Annotated in this window: 13 protein-coding genes and 1 tRNA gene; 11 read left to right on the top strand and 3 right to left on the bottom strand. The window is 35.6% G+C overall.

The window, feature by feature from the left end; translation table 11 throughout:
- The first annotated feature begins 12 nt into the window (after positions 1-12).
- The 5 genes from ACNQGN_RS08860 (at position 13) to ACNQGN_RS08840 (ending at position 7,348) form a co-directional block, all read left to right on the top strand.
- Positions 13-1,998, top strand: a complete 1,986-nt coding sequence (locus ACNQGN_RS08860; RefSeq protein WP_417987468.1) for an alpha-L-arabinofuranosidase C-terminal domain-containing protein — start codon at positions 13-15, stop codon at positions 1,996-1,998.
- A gap of 167 nt (positions 1,999-2,165) precedes the next feature.
- Positions 2,166-3,857 carry a ribulokinase gene (locus tag ACNQGN_RS08855; protein WP_417987467.1) on the top strand — a complete coding sequence of 564 codons (1,692 nt, stop codon included), beginning with the start codon at positions 2,166-2,168 and terminating at the stop codon, positions 3,855-3,857.
- Entirely contained in the window at positions 3,850-4,545 is a 696-nt protein-coding gene (locus ACNQGN_RS08850) for an L-ribulose-5-phosphate 4-epimerase (RefSeq protein ID WP_417987466.1), read from the top strand. The genes ACNQGN_RS08855 and ACNQGN_RS08850 overlap by 8 nt, the downstream gene beginning before the upstream one ends.
- Before the next feature lie 93 nt (positions 4,546-4,638).
- The gene (gene araA / locus ACNQGN_RS08845; protein ID WP_417987465.1) at positions 4,639-6,147 is read left to right on the top strand and encodes an L-arabinose isomerase; all 1,509 of its coding nucleotides are present in this window, start codon (positions 4,639-4,641) and stop codon (positions 6,145-6,147) included.
- 19 nt (positions 6,148-6,166) lie between these two features.
- A complete protein-coding gene (locus tag ACNQGN_RS08840) occupies positions 6,167-7,348 on the top strand; it encodes an aldose epimerase family protein (RefSeq protein ID WP_417987464.1) in 1,182 nt (393 codons plus the stop codon).
- 360 nt (positions 7,349-7,708) lie between these two features.
- Here ACNQGN_RS08840 and ACNQGN_RS08835 read toward each other — a convergent pair whose 3' ends face one another.
- Together ACNQGN_RS08835 and ACNQGN_RS08830 are read right to left on the bottom strand one after the other, a co-directional pair.
- The gene (locus tag ACNQGN_RS08835; protein ID WP_417987463.1) at positions 7,709-9,628 is read right to left on the bottom strand and encodes a glycoside hydrolase family 97 protein; all 1,920 of its coding nucleotides are present in this window, start codon (positions 9,626-9,628) and stop codon (positions 7,709-7,711) included.
- A gap of 410 nt (positions 9,629-10,038) precedes the next feature.
- Positions 10,039-10,118: transfer RNA gene (locus tag ACNQGN_RS08830), tRNA-Leu, on the bottom strand.
- A 219-nt stretch (positions 10,119-10,337) separates the two neighbouring features.
- Here ACNQGN_RS08830 and ACNQGN_RS08825 point away from each other — a divergent pair.
- The 3 genes from ACNQGN_RS08825 (at position 10,338) to pth (ending at position 12,881) form a co-directional block, all read left to right on the top strand.
- Positions 10,338-11,279 carry a ribose-phosphate pyrophosphokinase gene (locus ACNQGN_RS08825; protein WP_417987462.1) on the top strand — a complete coding sequence of 314 codons (942 nt, stop codon included), beginning with the start codon at positions 10,338-10,340 and terminating at the stop codon, positions 11,277-11,279.
- Between the two features lie 100 nt (positions 11,280-11,379).
- Positions 11,380-11,991: a 50S ribosomal protein L25/general stress protein Ctc gene (locus ACNQGN_RS08820; protein WP_417987461.1), complete on the top strand. Its 612-nt coding sequence runs from the start codon at positions 11,380-11,382 to the stop codon at positions 11,989-11,991.
- A gap of 263 nt (positions 11,992-12,254) precedes the next feature.
- On the top strand, positions 12,255-12,881 hold the full coding sequence (pth, locus tag ACNQGN_RS08815) for an aminoacyl-tRNA hydrolase (protein ID WP_417987460.1): 627 nt from the start codon (positions 12,255-12,257) through the stop codon (positions 12,879-12,881).
- A 57-nt stretch (positions 12,882-12,938) separates the two neighbouring features.
- Here pth and ACNQGN_RS08810 read toward each other — a convergent pair whose 3' ends face one another.
- On the bottom strand, positions 12,939-15,671 hold the full coding sequence (locus ACNQGN_RS08810; protein ID WP_417987459.1) for a zinc-dependent metalloprotease: 2,733 nt from the start codon (positions 15,669-15,671) through the stop codon (positions 12,939-12,941).
- 160 nt (positions 15,672-15,831) lie between these two features.
- Between ACNQGN_RS08810 and ACNQGN_RS08805 the strand changes: the two genes are divergently transcribed.
- From ACNQGN_RS08805 to ACNQGN_RS08795, 3 genes are all read left to right on the top strand, one after another.
- Complete coding sequence (locus ACNQGN_RS08805) at positions 15,832-16,761, top strand: bifunctional riboflavin kinase/FAD synthetase (RefSeq protein WP_417987458.1); 930 nt, start codon at positions 15,832-15,834, stop codon at positions 16,759-16,761.
- 123 nt (positions 16,762-16,884) lie between these two features.
- Entirely contained in the window at positions 16,885-17,334 is a 450-nt protein-coding gene (locus ACNQGN_RS08800; protein ID WP_417987457.1) for a hypothetical protein, read from the top strand.
- An 85-nt stretch (positions 17,335-17,419) separates the two neighbouring features.
- Positions 17,420-17,857: a hypothetical protein gene (locus ACNQGN_RS08795; protein ID WP_417987456.1), complete on the top strand. Its 438-nt coding sequence runs from the start codon at positions 17,420-17,422 to the stop codon at positions 17,855-17,857.
- Positions 17,858-17,873 lie beyond the last annotated feature (16 nt).

The raw sequence follows: 17,873 nt of genomic DNA, 5'->3' as shown, positions 1-17,873 counted from the left end.
ACAAATAAAAAAATGAAACCTAATTTAATTACCAAAATTGCCCTTTGCGGGCTTTTACTAAATGGCTTATACGCCACTGCGCAAAAAACGAATCTGGAAGTTAATATCGCCAATACAGTTACTAAAATTCAACCAACGATGTACGGTGTCTTTTTTGAAGACATCAACTTTGCTGCGGATGGTGGATTGTATGCCGAAATGATTAAAAACCGTTCTTTTGAATTTGAGGCACCGCTTATGGGATGGGAACAACCTAATAGTGATAAGCATTCTTTCAATAAAGAGTCAGGAATTGCTACAACAATTAAAGCATTAGAAAATAAAACCAATCCTAGTTTTTGTAGAGTACTAATCAATGATTCCAAAGGATTTTCTATAATTAATGAAGGATTTAGAGGAATGGGAATAAAAAAAGATGCCAAATACAATCTTTCTCTAAAAGCAGCGAATCACAATGGCGCTATCAAAAAAATCATTATTCAATTTATTGATAAAAACAAAAAAGTATTAGGTGAAACGAGTATTATTCCAACATCAAACGACTGGAAAGGCTATTCTGCACAATTTACTGCAACACAAACCGAGGCTAAAGCTCAATTGAAAATCACCTTCGAAGGAACAGGAACAATCGATTTGGATATGATTTCTTTGTTTCCGGAAGATACCTGGAAAAATAGAAAAAATGGAATGCGTAAAGATATTGTGCAACTTTTATATGATATGAAGCCGGGTTTTTTAAGATTTCCAGGCGGTTGTATCGTTGAGGGAAGAACTTTAGCGCAACGCTACCAATGGAAAAAAACAGTAGGCGATGTGGATAAAAGAGAAACTTTAGTTAACCGTTGGAACACAGAATTCAGTCACAAACCGGCACCAGATTATTTCCAGACTTTTGGATTAGGATTTTTTGAATATTTCCAACTTTCAGAAGATTTAGGTGCGCAACCATTACCTATTTTAAGTTGTGGTATGGCTTGTCAATTCAATACTGGTGAATTGGTACCATTGGAAGAATTAGATCCGTACGTGCAAGATGCTTTGGATTTAATTGAATTTGCTAATGGTGGAGTTGAAACTCCTTGGGGAAGAGTCCGCTCTGAAATGGGGCATCCAAAACCTTTCAACCTAAAATACATTGGTGTTGGAAATGAGCAATGGGGACCAGATTATATTGAAAGATACAAAGTATTTGAAAAAGCCATAAAATCTAAATACCCAAAAATGATTATTGTTTCCGGAAGCGGTCCATTTCCAGAAGGAGACTATTTTGAATATGGCATGCAAGAACTCAAAAAACTAAATGCTGAAATCGTAGATGAGCATTATTATAAAAGCCCGCAATGGTTTAGAGAAAATGCAACACGTTACGACAGTTATGATCGAAAAGGCCCTAAAATTTTTGCAGGAGAATATGCCGCTCAAAGTGTTGCTATTGCAAGTCCTGACAACAGGAACAACTGGGAATGCGCATTCTCTGAAGCTGCTTTTATGACTGGTTTAGAACGAAATGCTGAAGTGGTAAATTTAACCTCTTACGCGCCGTTGATGGCTCATGAAGAAGCTTGGCAATGGACCCCGGATTTACTTTGGTTCAATAATTTAGAAGCGTATGGTTCTGCCAATTATTATGTTCAAAAATTATTCGCAACCAATAGAGGAACTGATCTTATTACTATTACTAAAGATGGAAAACCGGTAACGGGACAAAACAATCTCTATGCATCTGCGGTGAAAGATGCAAGTAGCAAAGAAGTAATCGTAAAATTAGTAAATACTGCTGCCACAGCTCATGAGGTCGATATTGATTTAAAAGGAAGCAAATTGGCGTCTAAAGGCACTGTTACAACACTTACAAGTTCAAATCTGGAAGATGAAAATTCTTTTGCGAATCCTAAAAAAATAAGCCCTACAGAAAACGAATTTAAACGCAAAGGGGAGAAGGCACAAATGAGTCTTCCAGCCTATTCTGTAACAGTTTTAAAGATTAAGATGAAATAATCACAATGTATTAATTGTATTATTGACAATTATTTCTTATTTTACTCATAAACAGCGATTTTATTGATGTTTTGACAAAAATCACGAAATTAAATTAAATTAAGTGTTTTTTATACACTTATGAAATAAATATATTTATATTTGCATATATCTAAAAAGATTTTGGAATGAAAAATTACGTTATAGGATTAGACTATGGAACAGATTCTGTTCGAGCAATTTTAATAGACACTGAAAACGGGCAAGAAATAGCGTCAAACGTTTGTCACTACAAGAGATGGAAAAACAAAGAATATTGTAACGCATCGATAAACCAGTTTCGCCAACACCCCTTAGATCATATCGAAGGATTAGAAACTACTATAAAATATGTTGTTGAAAACAGCGCTATAGATCCTTCCCTTATACGAAGCATTTGCATCGACACAACAGGTTCTTCACCTGTACCAGTTACTGAAGACGGAATACCTTTGGCTTTGACAAAAGGTTTTGAAAACAATCCAAATGCTATGATGGTATTATGGAAAGATCATACTTCTATAAATGAAGCAAACGAAATCAATGAGCTTGCAGCAAATTGGGGCGGAGAAAATTTCACAAAATATGTAGGAGGAATTTATTCATCTGAATGGTTTTGGGCAAAAATTCTGCACATTGCCAGACAAGATGAGGCTGTAAAAAATGCGGCTTACACTTGGATGGAACATTGTGATTTAATGACGTATTTATTGATTGACAATAAAGATTTAAAATCGTTTAAGAGAAGTAGATGCGCAGCAGGCCACAAAGCAATGTGGCATGAAGACTGGAATGGGTTACCTCCAGAAGAATTTCTGGGAAAATTACATCCGTATCTTGCTGCACTTCGCGGAAGACTGTATGATGAAACCTATACATCAGATCTTGTAGCAGGAAATTTAAGTCAAGAGTGGGCTACCCGATTGGGACTTACAACAAATACAGTTATTGCTGTCGGAACATTTGATGCGCACTCTGGAGCTGTTGGGGCAAAAATAGAAGAACACACATTGGTTCGCGTTATGGGAACCTCAACTTGTGACATTATTGTGGCTTCGGAAGAGAGCATAGGAGCTAAATCAGTTCGTGGGATTTGCGGACAAGTGGACGGTTCAGTAATTCCTGGTTTTATTGGCTTAGAAGCTGGTCAATCTGCTTTTGGAGATTTATTGGCTTGGTACAAAGAATTACTACTATGGCCAACGGACCATTTATTAGCTACTTCGAATACCCTAAACGAAACACAAAAAGAACAGTTAAAAGAAGAAATTAGCGAAAATCTAATACTACAATTAACACAAGAAGCAGAAAAAATTCCACTATCAGAAAGCGTTCCAGTTGCTCTGGATTGGATTAATGGAAGAAGAACTCCGGATGCCAATCAGGAAATAAAAAGTGCCATTTCTAATTTATCATTAGGCACAAAAGCACCTCATTTATTCAAATCTTTAGTAAATGCAATCTGTTTCGGTTCTAAAAAAATCGTAGATCGTTTTGAAGAAGAAGGTGTAAAAATAAACAGTGTAATCGGAATTGGTGGTGTAGCCAGAAAATCACCCTATATCATGCAAACTTTGGCTAATGTTCTGAACAAACCAATTAAAATTGCAGCGTCAGATCAAACACCAGCATTGGGCGCAGCCATTTATGCAGCAGTTGCAGCAGGAATTTATCCTACAGTAATTGAAGCAAGTCAAAAAATGGGAAGTGATTTTGATGGCGAATATTTCCCTCAATTAGACAAAGTCGCCGCATATAACAAGTTATTGTTAGCATATGACCAATTAAGCTCTTTTGCAGATCCATCTATTAAAAAATTACAACAGGAACACTATGTATAAAGATTTGAAACAAGAATGCTACGAAGCCAACATGCAATTAAATGCATTGAATTTAGTAGTGTATACTTTTGGAAATGTAAGCGCAGTGGATCGAAAAAATGGTGTTTTTGCCATTAAACCAAGTGGCGTTCCTTACGAAGATTTAAAACCAGAAGACATTGTTATTGTTGATTTTGACAACAACATTATCGAAGGTAGCATGCGTCCTTCATCGGATACAAAAACACATGCTTATTTATATAAAAATTGGCCAAAAATTGGCGGAGTAGCGCACACTCATGCCACTTATTCTGTGGCTTGGGCACAAGCCCAAAGAGACATTCCAATATTTGGAACAACCCATGCAGACCATTTAACATCTGATATTCCTTGTGCAGCTCCTATGAGTGATGCACTTATTGAAGGAAATTATGAACACAATACAGGAATTCAAATTTTGGATTGCTTCAAAGAAAAAAACCTTTCTTATGAGGAAGTGGAGATGGTTCTCATAGGCAATCACGGTCCTTTCGCCTGGGGAAAAAACGCAGCAAAAGCGGTTTATAACAGTAAAGTTTTAGAAGTAGTCGCTGAAATGGCTCACTTAACGTTGCTAATAAACCCAAATGCCCCACGATTGAAAGATTCACTAATAAAAAAACATTACGAACGCAAGCATGGAGCAGATTCGTATTACGGGCAAAAATAAAATTTAAGATAAGAAATGATAGCTTTTAAATACAATTTCTATTGAATTCTGAAAGCTTTATAATATAGACTAAGAAAACATTAAACAAAAAATATGATCGATATATCTCAAAAGGAAGTTTGGTTTGTAGTAGGAAGCCAAGAATTATACGGTGAAGAAACGCTAAGAAAAGTAGCTGAACACTCCCAACACATTGCAAGAGGATTGGATGGCTCATCACATATTCCAGTGAAAGTCGTGTATAAAGACGTGGTAAAATCACCTGCTCAAATAACTAATGTATGTTTAGAAGCTAATTCGAACAAAAACTGTATTGGTATTATTGCTTGGATGCATACTTTTTCACCAGCTAAAATGTGGATAGGCGGATTAAGTATTCTTAAAAAGCCATTGTGCCACTTACATACACAATTCAATGCAGAAATTCCATGGGCTTCTATGGATATGGACTTTATGAATTTAAATCAATCAGCACACGGAGATAGAGAATTTGGTTTTATCATGTCTAGAATGCGCAAAAAACGCAAAGTGGTCGTAGGACATTGGGAAGACGAACGTGTTCAAAAGAAATTAGGCATTTGGTCCAGAGTGGTTTTAGGTTGGGATGAGTTCCAAAACTTAAAAGTCGCTAGAATTGGAGACAACATGCGTGAAGTTGCTGTAACCGAAGGTGATAAAGTCGAAGCCCAAATCCGTTTTGGTTTTTCGGTAAATGGTTTCGACTCTTCGGATATAACAAAACATATAGATGCGGTTTCTGACACTGACACCAATAAATTAGTCGAAGTATATGAAGCATCTTATAATTTGGCTCCAGCACTTCAAAAAGGTGGAGAAAAAAGAGACTCATTAGTAGAGGCTGCAAAAATTGAATTAGGATTGAGAGCATTCCTTGAAGAAGGAGGATTCAAAGCATTTACAGATACTTTTGAAAACCTTGGCTCATTAAAACAACTTCCTGGTATTGCTGTACAACGCCTTATGGCAGATGGATACGGTTTTGGAGGAGAAGGTGACTGGAAAACGGCTGCATTACTCCGAGCGATGAAAGTAATGAATGTAGGTCTTGAAGGCGGAACTTCATTTATGGAAGATTACACTTATCATTTCACACCTCAAAAATCATACGTTTTAGGCTCTCACATGTTGGAAATCTGTTCTTCTATTGCTGATGCTAAACCTTCTTGTGAAGTACATCCATTAGGAATAGGTGGAAAAGAAGATCCTGTCCGTTTGGTATTTAATGTTGCTGCCGGAAATGCCATTAATGCTTCATTGATTGATATGGGTAACCGTTTCCGATTAATCGTAAACGAAGTAGAAGCAGTAGCGCCTCTGGCTGATTTACCTAAACTTCCTGTGGCTCGTGTATTATGGGATTGTAAACCAGACCTTGATATTGCTGCAACAACATGGATATTGGCTGGCGGTGCACATCATACTGTGTATAGCCAAGTGATTACAACAGAATATATGGAAGATTTTGCCGATATTGCAGGAATAGAATTGCTTGTTATCGATGAGAAAACAACCGTAAGAGATTTTAAGGATAAAATTAATGCGAATGAAGCGTATTATCATTTGTTTCAGCATGGTCTATAATAACTAAAAACCAGTAATTATGAATGTATTAAAACGTTGTATCTATGGAATTTCCATAGCCAGTTTGGCCAGTATGAATATTCAATGCAAAAGCGATAAAAAAGTGGAAGAAACTACTACAGAAGCAAAAGCTACAGAAGTGGTAACTATCGAAAAAACGGCTTACGGAACTACTCCAAAAGGCGAAAAAATAGACAGTTACAAACTTAAAAACCAAAAAGGAATGGAAGTAGACATTATCACTTATGGTGGTATTATATCCTCTTTAAAAGTTCCTAACAAAGCAGGTAAATCTGAAGAGGTTGTTATCGGTTTTAGTTCATTAGAGCAATACATGAAACCCAATCCGTATTTTGGAGCCCTTATTGGAAGATATGGTAACCGAATAGCAAAAGGTAAATTTACTTTGGACGGAAAAGAATATTCGTTGGCAATCAATAATACGCCAAATGCCTTACATGGTGGACCAGAAGGATTCCATAGAGTCGTTTGGACTGCCGAAGAAGCAAAAGGTGGAGACATCGCATCCCTGAAGTTGAAATATGTCAGTAAAGACATGGAAGAAGGATACCCTGGAAACCTGACTGTTTTTGTAACGTATACACTGAAAGATGATAATTCATTAGACGTACTTTATGAAGCGACTACCGACAAGAAAACTGTGGTAAATTTGACGCAACATTCCTATTTTAACTTGTCATCTGATTTTTCAAAACCAATTTTGAATCATGAAATCAGTATTGATGCTGACAAATTAGTTCCAGTTGATGCAACGCTAATTCCAACAGGTAAATTGACCGATGTAACTGATACCCCTTTCGATTTTAGAAAGCCTAAAGTTATTGGAAAAGATATAGAAGCGAAGGACGATCAGCTGAAAAAAGGACTAGGTTATGATCACTGTTGGGTATTAAATAACCAAGATAAAGGAGAACGTTTTGCGGCTTCTGCTTATGATGCAGGAAGCGGAAGATTACTTGAAGTATATACAGATCAACCAGGAATACAATTTTATTCAGGCAATTTTTTAGACGGTACTTTACCGATGAGAAACGGTGGAACATATGCACACAGAACTGGTTTTTGTCTAGAAACACAACACTATCCTGATGCACCAAATCAAAAAGATTTCCCATCTACTGTTCTAAACCCTGGAGAGCATTATAAAACAAAAACAACATTTAAGTTTTCAGTTAAATAACTGAAAAATAAAGATACTAACTATAATAGATTTTTTTCTATACCCATAATTAATAAGTTGAATGGTTTGGTTTATCATATGGAATTAGTTAGTAACCCTGGATGTAAAGTCCGGGGTTTTTCATTTTAAACCATGATTCAATTTTTAAAATCTTGTCACAGAACATTAATCTTATAAAATCTATCTACTTGCTTAACCGCTTGTTCAAAACAAACTTCCAGGAGATAAACAATCTTTACATCATTATTGTTTTACAAGACCGATTCACTACCTACCGTTCAAAAGTCAGAAACTCCTTTAAATTACAAAACCTCGAAAGTCTTATGCTTTCGACGTTTTGTAATTAAGCATTTTAAGAATTTATATCTTCACCACAAACCCTCCATGAGGCTTCATCGTTACTTTCAGTCTAGTGCTTTTTGATACTGGATGTTGTTCAAAACCTTTCTTGTTTTCACTAATAATAAAACCTGCAGCATTAACCACAAAAGACAAATCAATTTCGATTTCTTTTGTAATTTTCTCTCCATTTATACCTACAATATGCCAAACATTGTCTTTTTTTCTGGCCATAACAATATATTTTCCTGGATAGCCGTCAATAAATTTAGAATCATCCCAATTCGTCGGAACATCCTTTAAATAATCTACTACGTAGGCCGGCATTTTAGCCATTCCATCTGGTGTTTCAGCCATATGTTGAATTCCGGATAAGAATAAGACAGGAAGTGCTAGTTCAAAAGCAGGAGTGGTTTTTCGCTGTATGTTTGGAATAGAATCCAATACCGTTGGCGTAAAATCCATCGGATCAAAAACATTACGTGCAAAAGGAAGCATCGCACAATGCGTTGGCGCTAAATCAGCAATATCCTGAAAAAATGTAATGTATTCATATCCTTTTACCGCTTCGGTAGTTAATAAATTAGGATAGGTGCGTTGCCAGCCTCTTGGCAAAGTCGCTCCATGCAGATTAATCAACAATTTATAAGCTGCAGCATCCTGCAACATATCATGATAATAGGCAATCATCGATTGTCCGTCACCACCAAAAAAATCTACTTTGATACCTGCAATACCCATCTTGCTAAGTCTGGTAAACTCTCTTACTCTGTCGGCATGGGTTATTAATTTACTTTTTGGATGATATTCAGTACTATTCCAAGATCCTGATGAATTATACCAAACCAATAATTTCACGTTTTTACCTTTAGCGTAGACCGACAATTCTTTCATTTTCTCATCACCTATTCGGGTATCCCAATCGGCATCAATCAAGCAATAAGGCCAATTCATAGCAGCTGCGTAATCAATAAATTTATGGGTTGTTTCGAAATTTACAGATTCATCTTTCAATAAAACCCAACTCCAAGAGGCAATACCACTTTTGATGAATGAAGTATCTGTAACGGTTGACGGATCAGCCAAATCAGTTCCCAAGGTACTTTCTGTAATTGTTTTTAATGATCCTACAGTAATAATACGCCAAGGCGTGTACCATGGCAATTGGGATTCAGGATTCAAGGCACCATTAGGAAAAACTTCTTCTTTTTGAGGAAAGGTCACTTGTAACGCGTTTGAAGCGTCATTATACACTAATCGGCTGCCACAATAATTTCTTGGCAGTCCCACTTCAGAAATTAAAAGCCAGGTATTATTGGCATTAAACAAAGCAGGATATACCCACCCTTCTCCGATCGCTGGTTTTGTATTTACTGGAACCCCCATAGCATAATGCTCTTCATAAGATGGATTGGTTTCTTTCCATCCTGTTTTTGCCTTAGACATCGGCTGTAACCAAGCTTTTACCGTTGTATCAAAATTATAACTGGTTTTCTCTTCGGCTATTTTTTTGATTTCTTTTGAGGTCTCTGGAAAGTGGTACCGTAAAGCAATTCCATCATGGGATAATTGAAAAATAATATCCATTGATTCCCCTTTATTGTTTTGTAAACTCACTGTGTACTGATTTGCCACATAAGAGATTTGCTTTTTTTTCCCTTGCAACATAGAATACGTTGCTTTAATTGGCTTCAATTTAGAAACCTTTACTATTTTTAAATCTGTATAAAAATTGGCATCTTCCCTTATAATCCCCAAATCAGAAGTATTGATGACTAATTTCTCTTTAAAGAAAACCTTATAATAAGGAGTCTTCCTTTGAGTCAGATTAAATTCAATTTTTATTGTTTTATCCGCATTTACAAAAAAGAAACTGGTTGATTTTCCTGTAAATGAAGTTAATGACATAGTCAATAAAGTGAGCAAAAGTATTTTTTTCATAATTAAGTGTTTAATTTACACTTACAAGAATACAAAAATAATTTTATATAAATAACGTCCTACTAAAAATATTGTCATATTGATCGTCAATTACTTAGATTAATTTATCAGAGGAATTAAAAACTAGAAGAACTTCTTATTCGAAGGGTGTTTTCAGCACATTTTTATTGTTTTGAAGCGTCCTACTTTGTTGCCAGATTGCTTTTGTTTTTTACAGGGTTCCCAAGTTCGGTACTACAATTTCTAAATCTGAATCATCAAAATAAAATGGCCCTATACGCTAACCAATTATCTATCCTTAATTTTAGTTTTCCACAGATATTGGGATTGATCCATACTTAGATAGCTGGCAAATACAAACGAAAAAAGCCCGTAACACTTGATAAATCAAGAAATTACGGACTTTAATGTACCCGGAGCCGGAGTCGAACCGGCACGGTTTCCCACAGGTGTTTGAGACCAGCGCGTCTACCAATTCCGCCATCCGGGCTTAGCAGACATGAAATAATAACAATTATTTCAACGCAATAAAAGATGTGATTGTGTTTAAATCAACCATCAATTCCTTTAACACGGTGCAAATGTAAAAAATAATATTAAAAGTTCTACTAAAAATACTTAATTTTTTCCTTTCAGAGTTGAATAAATTTTATAAATTTGCACCTCGTTAAAAACCGAACTCACAACTAACTACAAAACAACAAATTAAATGTCACACCTAGAACCAGAAGCTAAAATTTTTGCTTGTTCACAAAGTGTCTATCTTGCCGAAAAAATAGCAGAGCAATACGGAATTCCATTAGGAAAAATCACTATGTCAAAGTACAGCGATGGTGAATTTCAACCTTCTTACGAAGAGTCTATCAGGGGTTTACGCGTGTTTATCGTTTGTTCCACTTTTCCAACTGCAGATAATTTAATGGAATTGTTACTGATGATTGATGCTGCAAAACGTGCTTCAGCAAGACACATTACTGCAGTAATTCCTTACTTTGGTTGGGCAAGACAAGACAGAAAAGACAAGCCAAGAGTTCCGATAGGAGCTAAATTAGTAGCTAATTTATTAGATGCTGCGGGGGCAACAAGAGTAATGACAATGGATTTGCACGCTGATCAAATTCAAGGATTCTTTGAAAAACCAGTAGATCATCTTTTTGCATCGACTATTTTTATACCTTATATAGAAAGTTTAGGTTTAGACAATTTAACGATTGCTTCTCCAGACATGGGTGGTTCAAAAAGAGCGTATGCCTATTCTAAGTTTTTAGAATCTGATGTAGTTATTTGTTACAAACAAAGGAAAGAAGCAAACATTATTGACACCATGGAATTAATTGGTGAGGTAAAAGGCCGAAATGTAATCTTAGTAGATGACATGATTGATACCGGAGGCACTTTGGCGAAAGCCGCAGATTTAATGATCGAAAAAGGAGCATTAAGCGTAAGAGCCATTTGTACACACGCTATTTTATCAGGTGGTGCTTACGAAAAAATAGAGAACTCGCAATTGAGCGAATTAATAGTTACCGATTCTATCCCATTAAAGAAAGAATCAAGCAAAATAAAAGTGTTGAGTTGTGCACCTCTTTTTGCTGAAGTTATGCACATGGTGCACCACAACAATTCCATTAGTGGAAAGTTTATAATGTAATAAGGATACTATGCAGAAGGCTTAACCCCTGAGTATACTTAATCAATTATTACATTTACAAAAAGCATGAATATTATTTAATAACTATATTTTTTTTACAATGAAATCGATTACAATTAAAGGATCAGAAAGAGAAAGCGTGGGCAAAGTTGCGACTAAAGCCTTACGTAATGCTGGATTGGTTCCTTGCGTATTATACGGAGGAAATCAGGCAGTTCATTTCTCAGCAGAAGTTATGGCTTTCAAAAACTTGGTTTACACTCCAAACGCTCACACAGTTGAGATCGATCTTGGAAAAGGAAAACCATTTCATGCCATTTTACAAGACATTCAGGTTCACCCGGTGTCTGACAAGATTTTACATATTGACTTCTTTCAATTATTTGATGACAAAGAAATCACTATGGAAGTTCCTGTAAAAGTGGTTGGAACTTCTAAAGGAGTTCTTGCTGGTGGTGTTTTACGTTTGAACACTCGTAAACTTAAAGTAAAAGCTTTACCTAAAAATCTTCCTGATTTTATTGAAGCTGATATTACTCCACTTCAAATGGGTAACAAATTGTACGTTACGAAACTTGTTTCTGACAAATACAAATTGATTCACCCTGACAACACTGTTGTTGCACAAGTAAGAATCTCTCGTGCAGCTATGAAAGCAGCTCAAGAAGCAGCAAAAGCATTGAAAGCTCCTGCAAAAGGAAAGAAAAAATAATATTTTTTCAATCATTTAAGAAAGCATCAGTTGTAAAACTGGTGCTTTTTTTTTGCCTCTTATTTTCCTTTCTCATTTCAAGGAACTAGAAATCTTTAACCTTCGATTTCAAATATGTCTCCTCGCCTTACGCAATATTCACTTCGAAAACTAGTCTAAAAACCACCCGTTGCCATCAAGGCTACTCATAAATATTTTGTTTCCAATCACGATTTTCTAAAAATCTAATAGTCCAATACTCTAATTAAGTCTATTTTTGCACCATGATAACATGGATTTCAAATTTATTCTCATCAACAAAAACAGAAGACAATACGGATTGTATGAAGAAATTTTTAATAGTTGGACTCGGCAACATTGGCGCCGAATATGTGAACACAAGACACAACATTGGTTTTAAAATAGTCGATTTCTTTGCGAGAAAAGAAGGAATTAACTTCGAAACTGTAAAATTGGGATCTCTGGCCGAATACAAATTCAAAGGGAGAACTTTTTTACTTTTAAAACCCAACACATACATGAATTTGAGCGGGAAAGCCGTTAACTATTGGATGGACAAAGAAAACATTCCTTTAGAAAATATTTTGGTCATTACAGATGATTTGAATCTTTCTTTTGGAACTATTCGTATCAGACAGAAAGGAAGCGATGGCGGGCACAACGGATTAAAAAACATCAATCTTGTCCTAAATACACAGAACTACGCCCGATTTCGTTTTGGAATTAGCGACGAATTCAAAAAAGGAAAACAAGTTGATTATGTTCTTGGCGATTGGGATGATGCTGAAAAAAATGCACTTCCGGAGCGGTTAGAATTAGCTTCCGAGATTATAAAATCATTTGGAACTGCAGGACTAGAAAGCACCATGACCTCATTTAATGGAAAATAAAAAAAGGGAAACATAATTCAATTACGTTTCCCTTTTTCTATTTACAGATAAAATTACTTACTCAATTACTATTTTTCGTATCTCTTTTCTATCTCCATCTATCACGGTCAACAAATAAAGTCCTGGCTGAACATTTTTCAACTGAATTTTCTCATTGAAATCGGACTTGTTTTCAAATTCATTTTCGAAAATTTTCCTTCCTAATAAATCGTGTACCGCTACCTTCACTCCACTTGAAGATTTACTTGTAAATTGGACATTAAAACTCCCTTTGTTTGGATTTGGATACAAGACAAAATCATTAATTTCGAAATCAGTTGCTCCCAGAGTAAATGTTTGTGTACAAATAGTTATTGACGCCGAATTTATTGTTCCTGTATCATCAGGAAAAGCATCACGCACCCTAAATGTCCAAACTCCCAGTGAATTTTGCCCATTAAAAGTCCCTAAAGGCTCATATGGCGATACCGTTTGAGCAGTGGTTGTTCCACAAACAAGCGCCCCTCCTAAATCATCATAATTTAGCAATAGGCTACTATTAGTAGCATTGCAACTTCTTTCAAATAATTTTACAATTGTACCTTGTGGGCTTATCACATCCATTTGAACATCTGACATAAACGAATGTGTTAAACCAATAGATAATTTCACATCTGCTACAGTTGCATCTACCGGGACTGTAATGGTTTTAGAAGTATAAGCAAGTTGTTCCGGTATAGGATAAGGGGCCGCAAAAGTATACGTATTGCAGGATGAAACAACTGAATATCCAATTGCAAATGACTTACTGTTTACTGCATAATAAATATTGGCTGTAGGCTCAATTAAAATTCTGCATTTTTTTGCTGTAATATTTGGAACTGTGATTGACTGAGAACCATCATTTGGAGTATTTGACACCAATGTTACAGGGAAAGTCAAACCGCCGTCAGTAGAAAGCCTGATATTTATATTGGCTGAGCCTACTAAGGTATTTGAACCATTTACACTCCAAGTTATCATTTGTGTTGTTCCTTGAGCCCAACTTGAATTTTCAGTATTTTGTGACGTAACTGCAAATGGGCCAACCGTTCCGCTTACATTTACAATCATTTCATCAGTATTAGTTTGTGCTGTACCAAGAGCCGCATTATCCCTACCTGTTAAGGTAAAATGAAGTACTCTTTCAATAGTAGAAACAGATTCCCAAGTTGTAGTCAATTTATTAGACAGCACCATGCTGTAGGCAGGCATATAGCGCACTGGAGAACTGCTTGGATACATCGATCTAAAAAGCGGACCATCTAATTTAGTGGGAAAAGCAACACTACTAGCTCCACTGGTAGAGGTAGCCGAGTCATTTTGTTCCCAGCAATAAGAAATCGTATTTCCATTAACATCTGAACCCGTCCCTATCAGCTTAAAAGCTGTTCCATTCGGAATCATATAATCTGAACCCGCACTTATTGTTGGAGGATTATTACTGATTGCAGCACTAACAGGACAAGTTTTAGTCGACAAATTGTCCTGAATTTGTTTAATACTCACGTAAGTGAAGTAATCATCAGAAGTAGCCTGAACATCATAGTCAGTGGTTACCCCTGCATAAGCCATAACCGTAGAACCACTTCCTGGCTCGACACTAATTCCAGCACCCTCGAGGACATATGAAAAGGTGTGTCCTGCACCGAGCTGATGCCCCATTTCGTGAGCTACAAAATCAATATCAAACATATCTCCTTCTGGTTTAGCATCGCTTGGCGAAGTAAAAGCACTCCCTTTTGCTAAAGGCTCATCAATTGTGGGATCCACACATACACAGCCTATACAACTGGCATTTCCACCACCACCGGTTGCCCCAAATAGATGCCCCACATCATAATTTCCATTCCCTATAACATTAGTCAAAGTAGTCTGTACTTCCTGACTCCACGCTGTTGGAGCTTCATCTACTACCGCCGAATATGGATCGCTCGCGGCATCAGTATAAATCACGAGGTTATTGTTTGCAATAATATTTAATTTTAAGGCTAAATCTTTATTAAAAACGCCGTTTACCCTTGTCATAGTCGCATTCATTCCAGCAAGAGCACCTGCTTTAGTTCCCCCAAAATAAGTTGCATATTCACCCGTACAAGACAAAGCAAGCCTCAAAGTTTTAAAAACCTGATTGTTTGCTGCCATTTTACCGGTTTTATTTAGCAATTGTTTATTCAAAGCTACATCTTCTGTTTTGCAAGTAAAAGGTAAACTACCTCTTGTCCTGCTTTTAGCATTAAAAAGAACATAAACCGTTTTATCTTTAGAATAAGGCTCAATAAATTCAGATCCACTATCACCCCTCAGAATCATGGTCTGAATTCCTTTTGGCGATAAGCTGAAGTAAAGCGAAGCATTACGATCTGTAATTCCAATACCGGCATATGATCTTATATCTGGGTATTTAGCTTGCAATTCCGGTTCAAAGTTAGAGGACTCCCAAACTGAAAACTTTTCCAAAACACCGTTACTATTTGGAATAGCGATTTCGATTCTACTTCCCTTGGCTGTTTTAGCATGAAGTGGCTCCAAAAATTGCTTTAAAACAATTTCATCTACTTTGAACAATAACTCATTATCGGCATTTGGCTTAGCACCGTTTCTTTCCGAAACACCAACCGCATCTTGATTAATTCTTTTCCAAGGAGAGCCATTTTGACCATAGATCATTGAATTAGAAAGAACAATTATAAGGAATAGTATAGTTCTTCTCATGATTTGAATATATTTTAACTTCAAAATTAAAGCATTTATATTAATGAATGGATCCATTACTTAATATTTTAAACGAAATATCAGTTTAAAGATATCATTTTTTAGCATTTAAGTCATTTTTTTAGAGCCCTTCGTTAAAATCTATCGAAAATCAATTCCTCATACCGTTACTTTTAAAATAGATAGTATAAATTTGCACTATTATAAAATATTTGCTTTGAAGATTTTTCATTCTATAAACGATTTCAGTTCCACAAAAAAAACAATCCTAACTTTGGGCACCTTTGACGGAGTTCATATTGGGCACAAAAAAATTCTGGAGAAAATAATCCAAAAAAACGAAAACCAGAATTACGAAAGTTTAGTTCTAACTTTTTTTCCTCATCCCAGAATGGTTCTACAGGAACATTCCGACATAAAACTACTCAACACCATCGATGAGAAAATAGATTTATTGGAACAAATCGGCATTGAAAACCTTGTTATTCATCCTTTTGACGAAGCTTTTTCAAGATTAACTGCCGAAGATTTCGTGAAGACTGTTCTGGTAGATCGATTTCATATCCAAAAAATAATCATAGGTTACGACCACCGTTTTGGAAGAAATCGCACAGCGAACATTGACGACCTTATCGCTTTTGGGAAACAGTACGATTTTGAAGTAGAGCAAATATCAGTTCAGGAAATAAATGATATTTCCGTGAGTTCTACCAAAATCAGAAAAGCATTATTAATAGGAGATATGGCCTTAGCCAATAAATACTTAGGATATGATTATTTCCTGACCGGAGTAGTTGTCAAAGGAAAACAATTGGGAAGAACTATAAATTTTCCAACCGCCAACTTAAAAATTGATGAAAATTATAAGCTTATCCCTCAAAACGGAGTTTATATTGTAAAAAGCACCATCAATAAAGAAACGGTTTTTGGAATGATGAATATTGGATTCAATCCGACTGTTGATGGGGAAAGTCAATCTATAGAAATTAATTATTTTGATTTCGATGAAGATCTTTACCATCAAAAAATCAGGGTATCCATCTTACAAAGAATTCGTTCAGAACAAAAATTTGAATCCGTTACTCTTCTGAAGGAGCAACTTGAAAAAGATAAAAAAACTGCGCTAGATTACTTAAATAAAATTTAGCTTTTTTATAAATTATTTTTTTAACATATATAATAAAATATTGTCAGATTTTCTGTAAATTTGATACGTAATGTATTATTTGTCATAGCGGTATTATTTTTAACTTTTTTAAAAACTAATCATATGAAACTCCCAAAAGAATTTTACAACGGATTTATTATTTTCATCGGAATTGGACTTTACTTTCTGTTAATGGAGTTTTTGGGTCTTGCTGATTTGATTTACTTACGCCTATTTAACATCTTATTTGTGTTTTACGGAACCAACAGAACATTAAAAGCAAATTTTTCAGAAGGCAACACTATTCTAGTCTCAAATGCTGTTTCAGCATTAATCACGTCACTCACCGGGGTGTTTTTAAGCATCATTGGACTAATAACCTACAGCTTCTTACAGGGCGGTGATTCCTATGTCGAATCATTGTCAAAAACTTTTTTATTCGGCGGAAATCCATCTGTGATGACCTACTCCATTTCTTTGCTTTTTGAAGGAATCGTTTCAGCCGTAATTGTAACATTTATGCTAATGTTATATTGGGAAACTCGTTATACTTCTGATAAACATCAAAATTAAATCAATACTAAAGATTTGTATAGATTTCAAACGTACTTTTTTAAGTCAAACATGTACTCTATTTTAAGTTTTAAAAACTAATAGCATGAAACTTCCAAAAGAATTATTAAATGGCTGTATTATTTTCATCGGAATTGGAGTTTATTTTTTGCTCATGAATGCATTAGGATTTGCAGATGTGTTTTATTTGCGAATACTTAATGTGTTTTTTGTTTTTTATGGTGTAAACCGGACTATCGAAATGAACCTTGCAGAAGGCAAAAAGAATTTTGTTGCCAATGCCATTTCAGCGATGATCACTTCACTTATAGGAGTGTTTTTAAGCATCATTGGATTAGTTATTTACAGCTCCATGAATGGCGGTGATTCCTATGTAAAATCATTACCCAAAACCTTTTTGTTTGGCGGAAATCCATCAGTCAATACCTATTCCATTTGTTTGCTTTTTGAAGGAATCGCATCTTCAGTAATTGTCACCATGTTATTAATGTTATATTGGAACAACCGTCATGCAACGGATTAACTTAGCCCCTAATTGT

It is taken from the genome of Flavobacterium rhamnosi, from assembly GCF_048286515.1.
Lineage (GTDB): Bacteria > Bacteroidota > Bacteroidia > Flavobacteriales > Flavobacteriaceae > Flavobacterium.
Note: the sequence above shows the minus strand (reverse complement) of the source record. Positions and strands in the feature narration are given on the sequence as shown.

Coding starts and splice junctions, on each gene's coding strand:
- ACNQGN_RS08860 (WP_417987468.1), top strand. CDS start 13: ATGAAACCTAATTTAATTACCAAAATTGCCCTTTGCGGGCTTTTACTA.
- ACNQGN_RS08855 (WP_417987467.1), top strand. CDS start 2,166: ATGAAAAATTACGTTATAGGATTAGACTATGGAACAGATTCTGTTCGA.
- ACNQGN_RS08850 (WP_417987466.1), top strand. CDS start 3,850: ATGTATAAAGATTTGAAACAAGAATGCTACGAAGCCAACATGCAATTA.
- araA (WP_417987465.1), top strand. CDS start 4,639: ATGATCGATATATCTCAAAAGGAAGTTTGGTTTGTAGTAGGAAGCCAA.
- ACNQGN_RS08840 (WP_417987464.1), top strand. CDS start 6,167: ATGAATGTATTAAAACGTTGTATCTATGGAATTTCCATAGCCAGTTTG.
- ACNQGN_RS08835 (WP_417987463.1), bottom strand. CDS start 9,628: ATGAAAAAAATACTTTTGCTCACTTTATTGACTATGTCATTAACTTCA.
- ACNQGN_RS08825 (WP_417987462.1), top strand. CDS start 10,338: ATGTCACACCTAGAACCAGAAGCTAAAATTTTTGCTTGTTCACAAAGT.
- ACNQGN_RS08820 (WP_417987461.1), top strand. CDS start 11,380: ATGAAATCGATTACAATTAAAGGATCAGAAAGAGAAAGCGTGGGCAAA.
- pth (WP_417987460.1), top strand. CDS start 12,255: ATGATAACATGGATTTCAAATTTATTCTCATCAACAAAAACAGAAGAC.
- ACNQGN_RS08810 (WP_417987459.1), bottom strand. CDS start 15,671: ATGGATCCATTCATTAATATAAATGCTTTAATTTTGAAGTTAAAATAT.
- ACNQGN_RS08800 (WP_417987457.1), top strand. CDS start 16,885: ATGAAACTCCCAAAAGAATTTTACAACGGATTTATTATTTTCATCGGA.
- ACNQGN_RS08795 (WP_417987456.1), top strand. CDS start 17,420: ATGAAACTTCCAAAAGAATTATTAAATGGCTGTATTATTTTCATCGGA.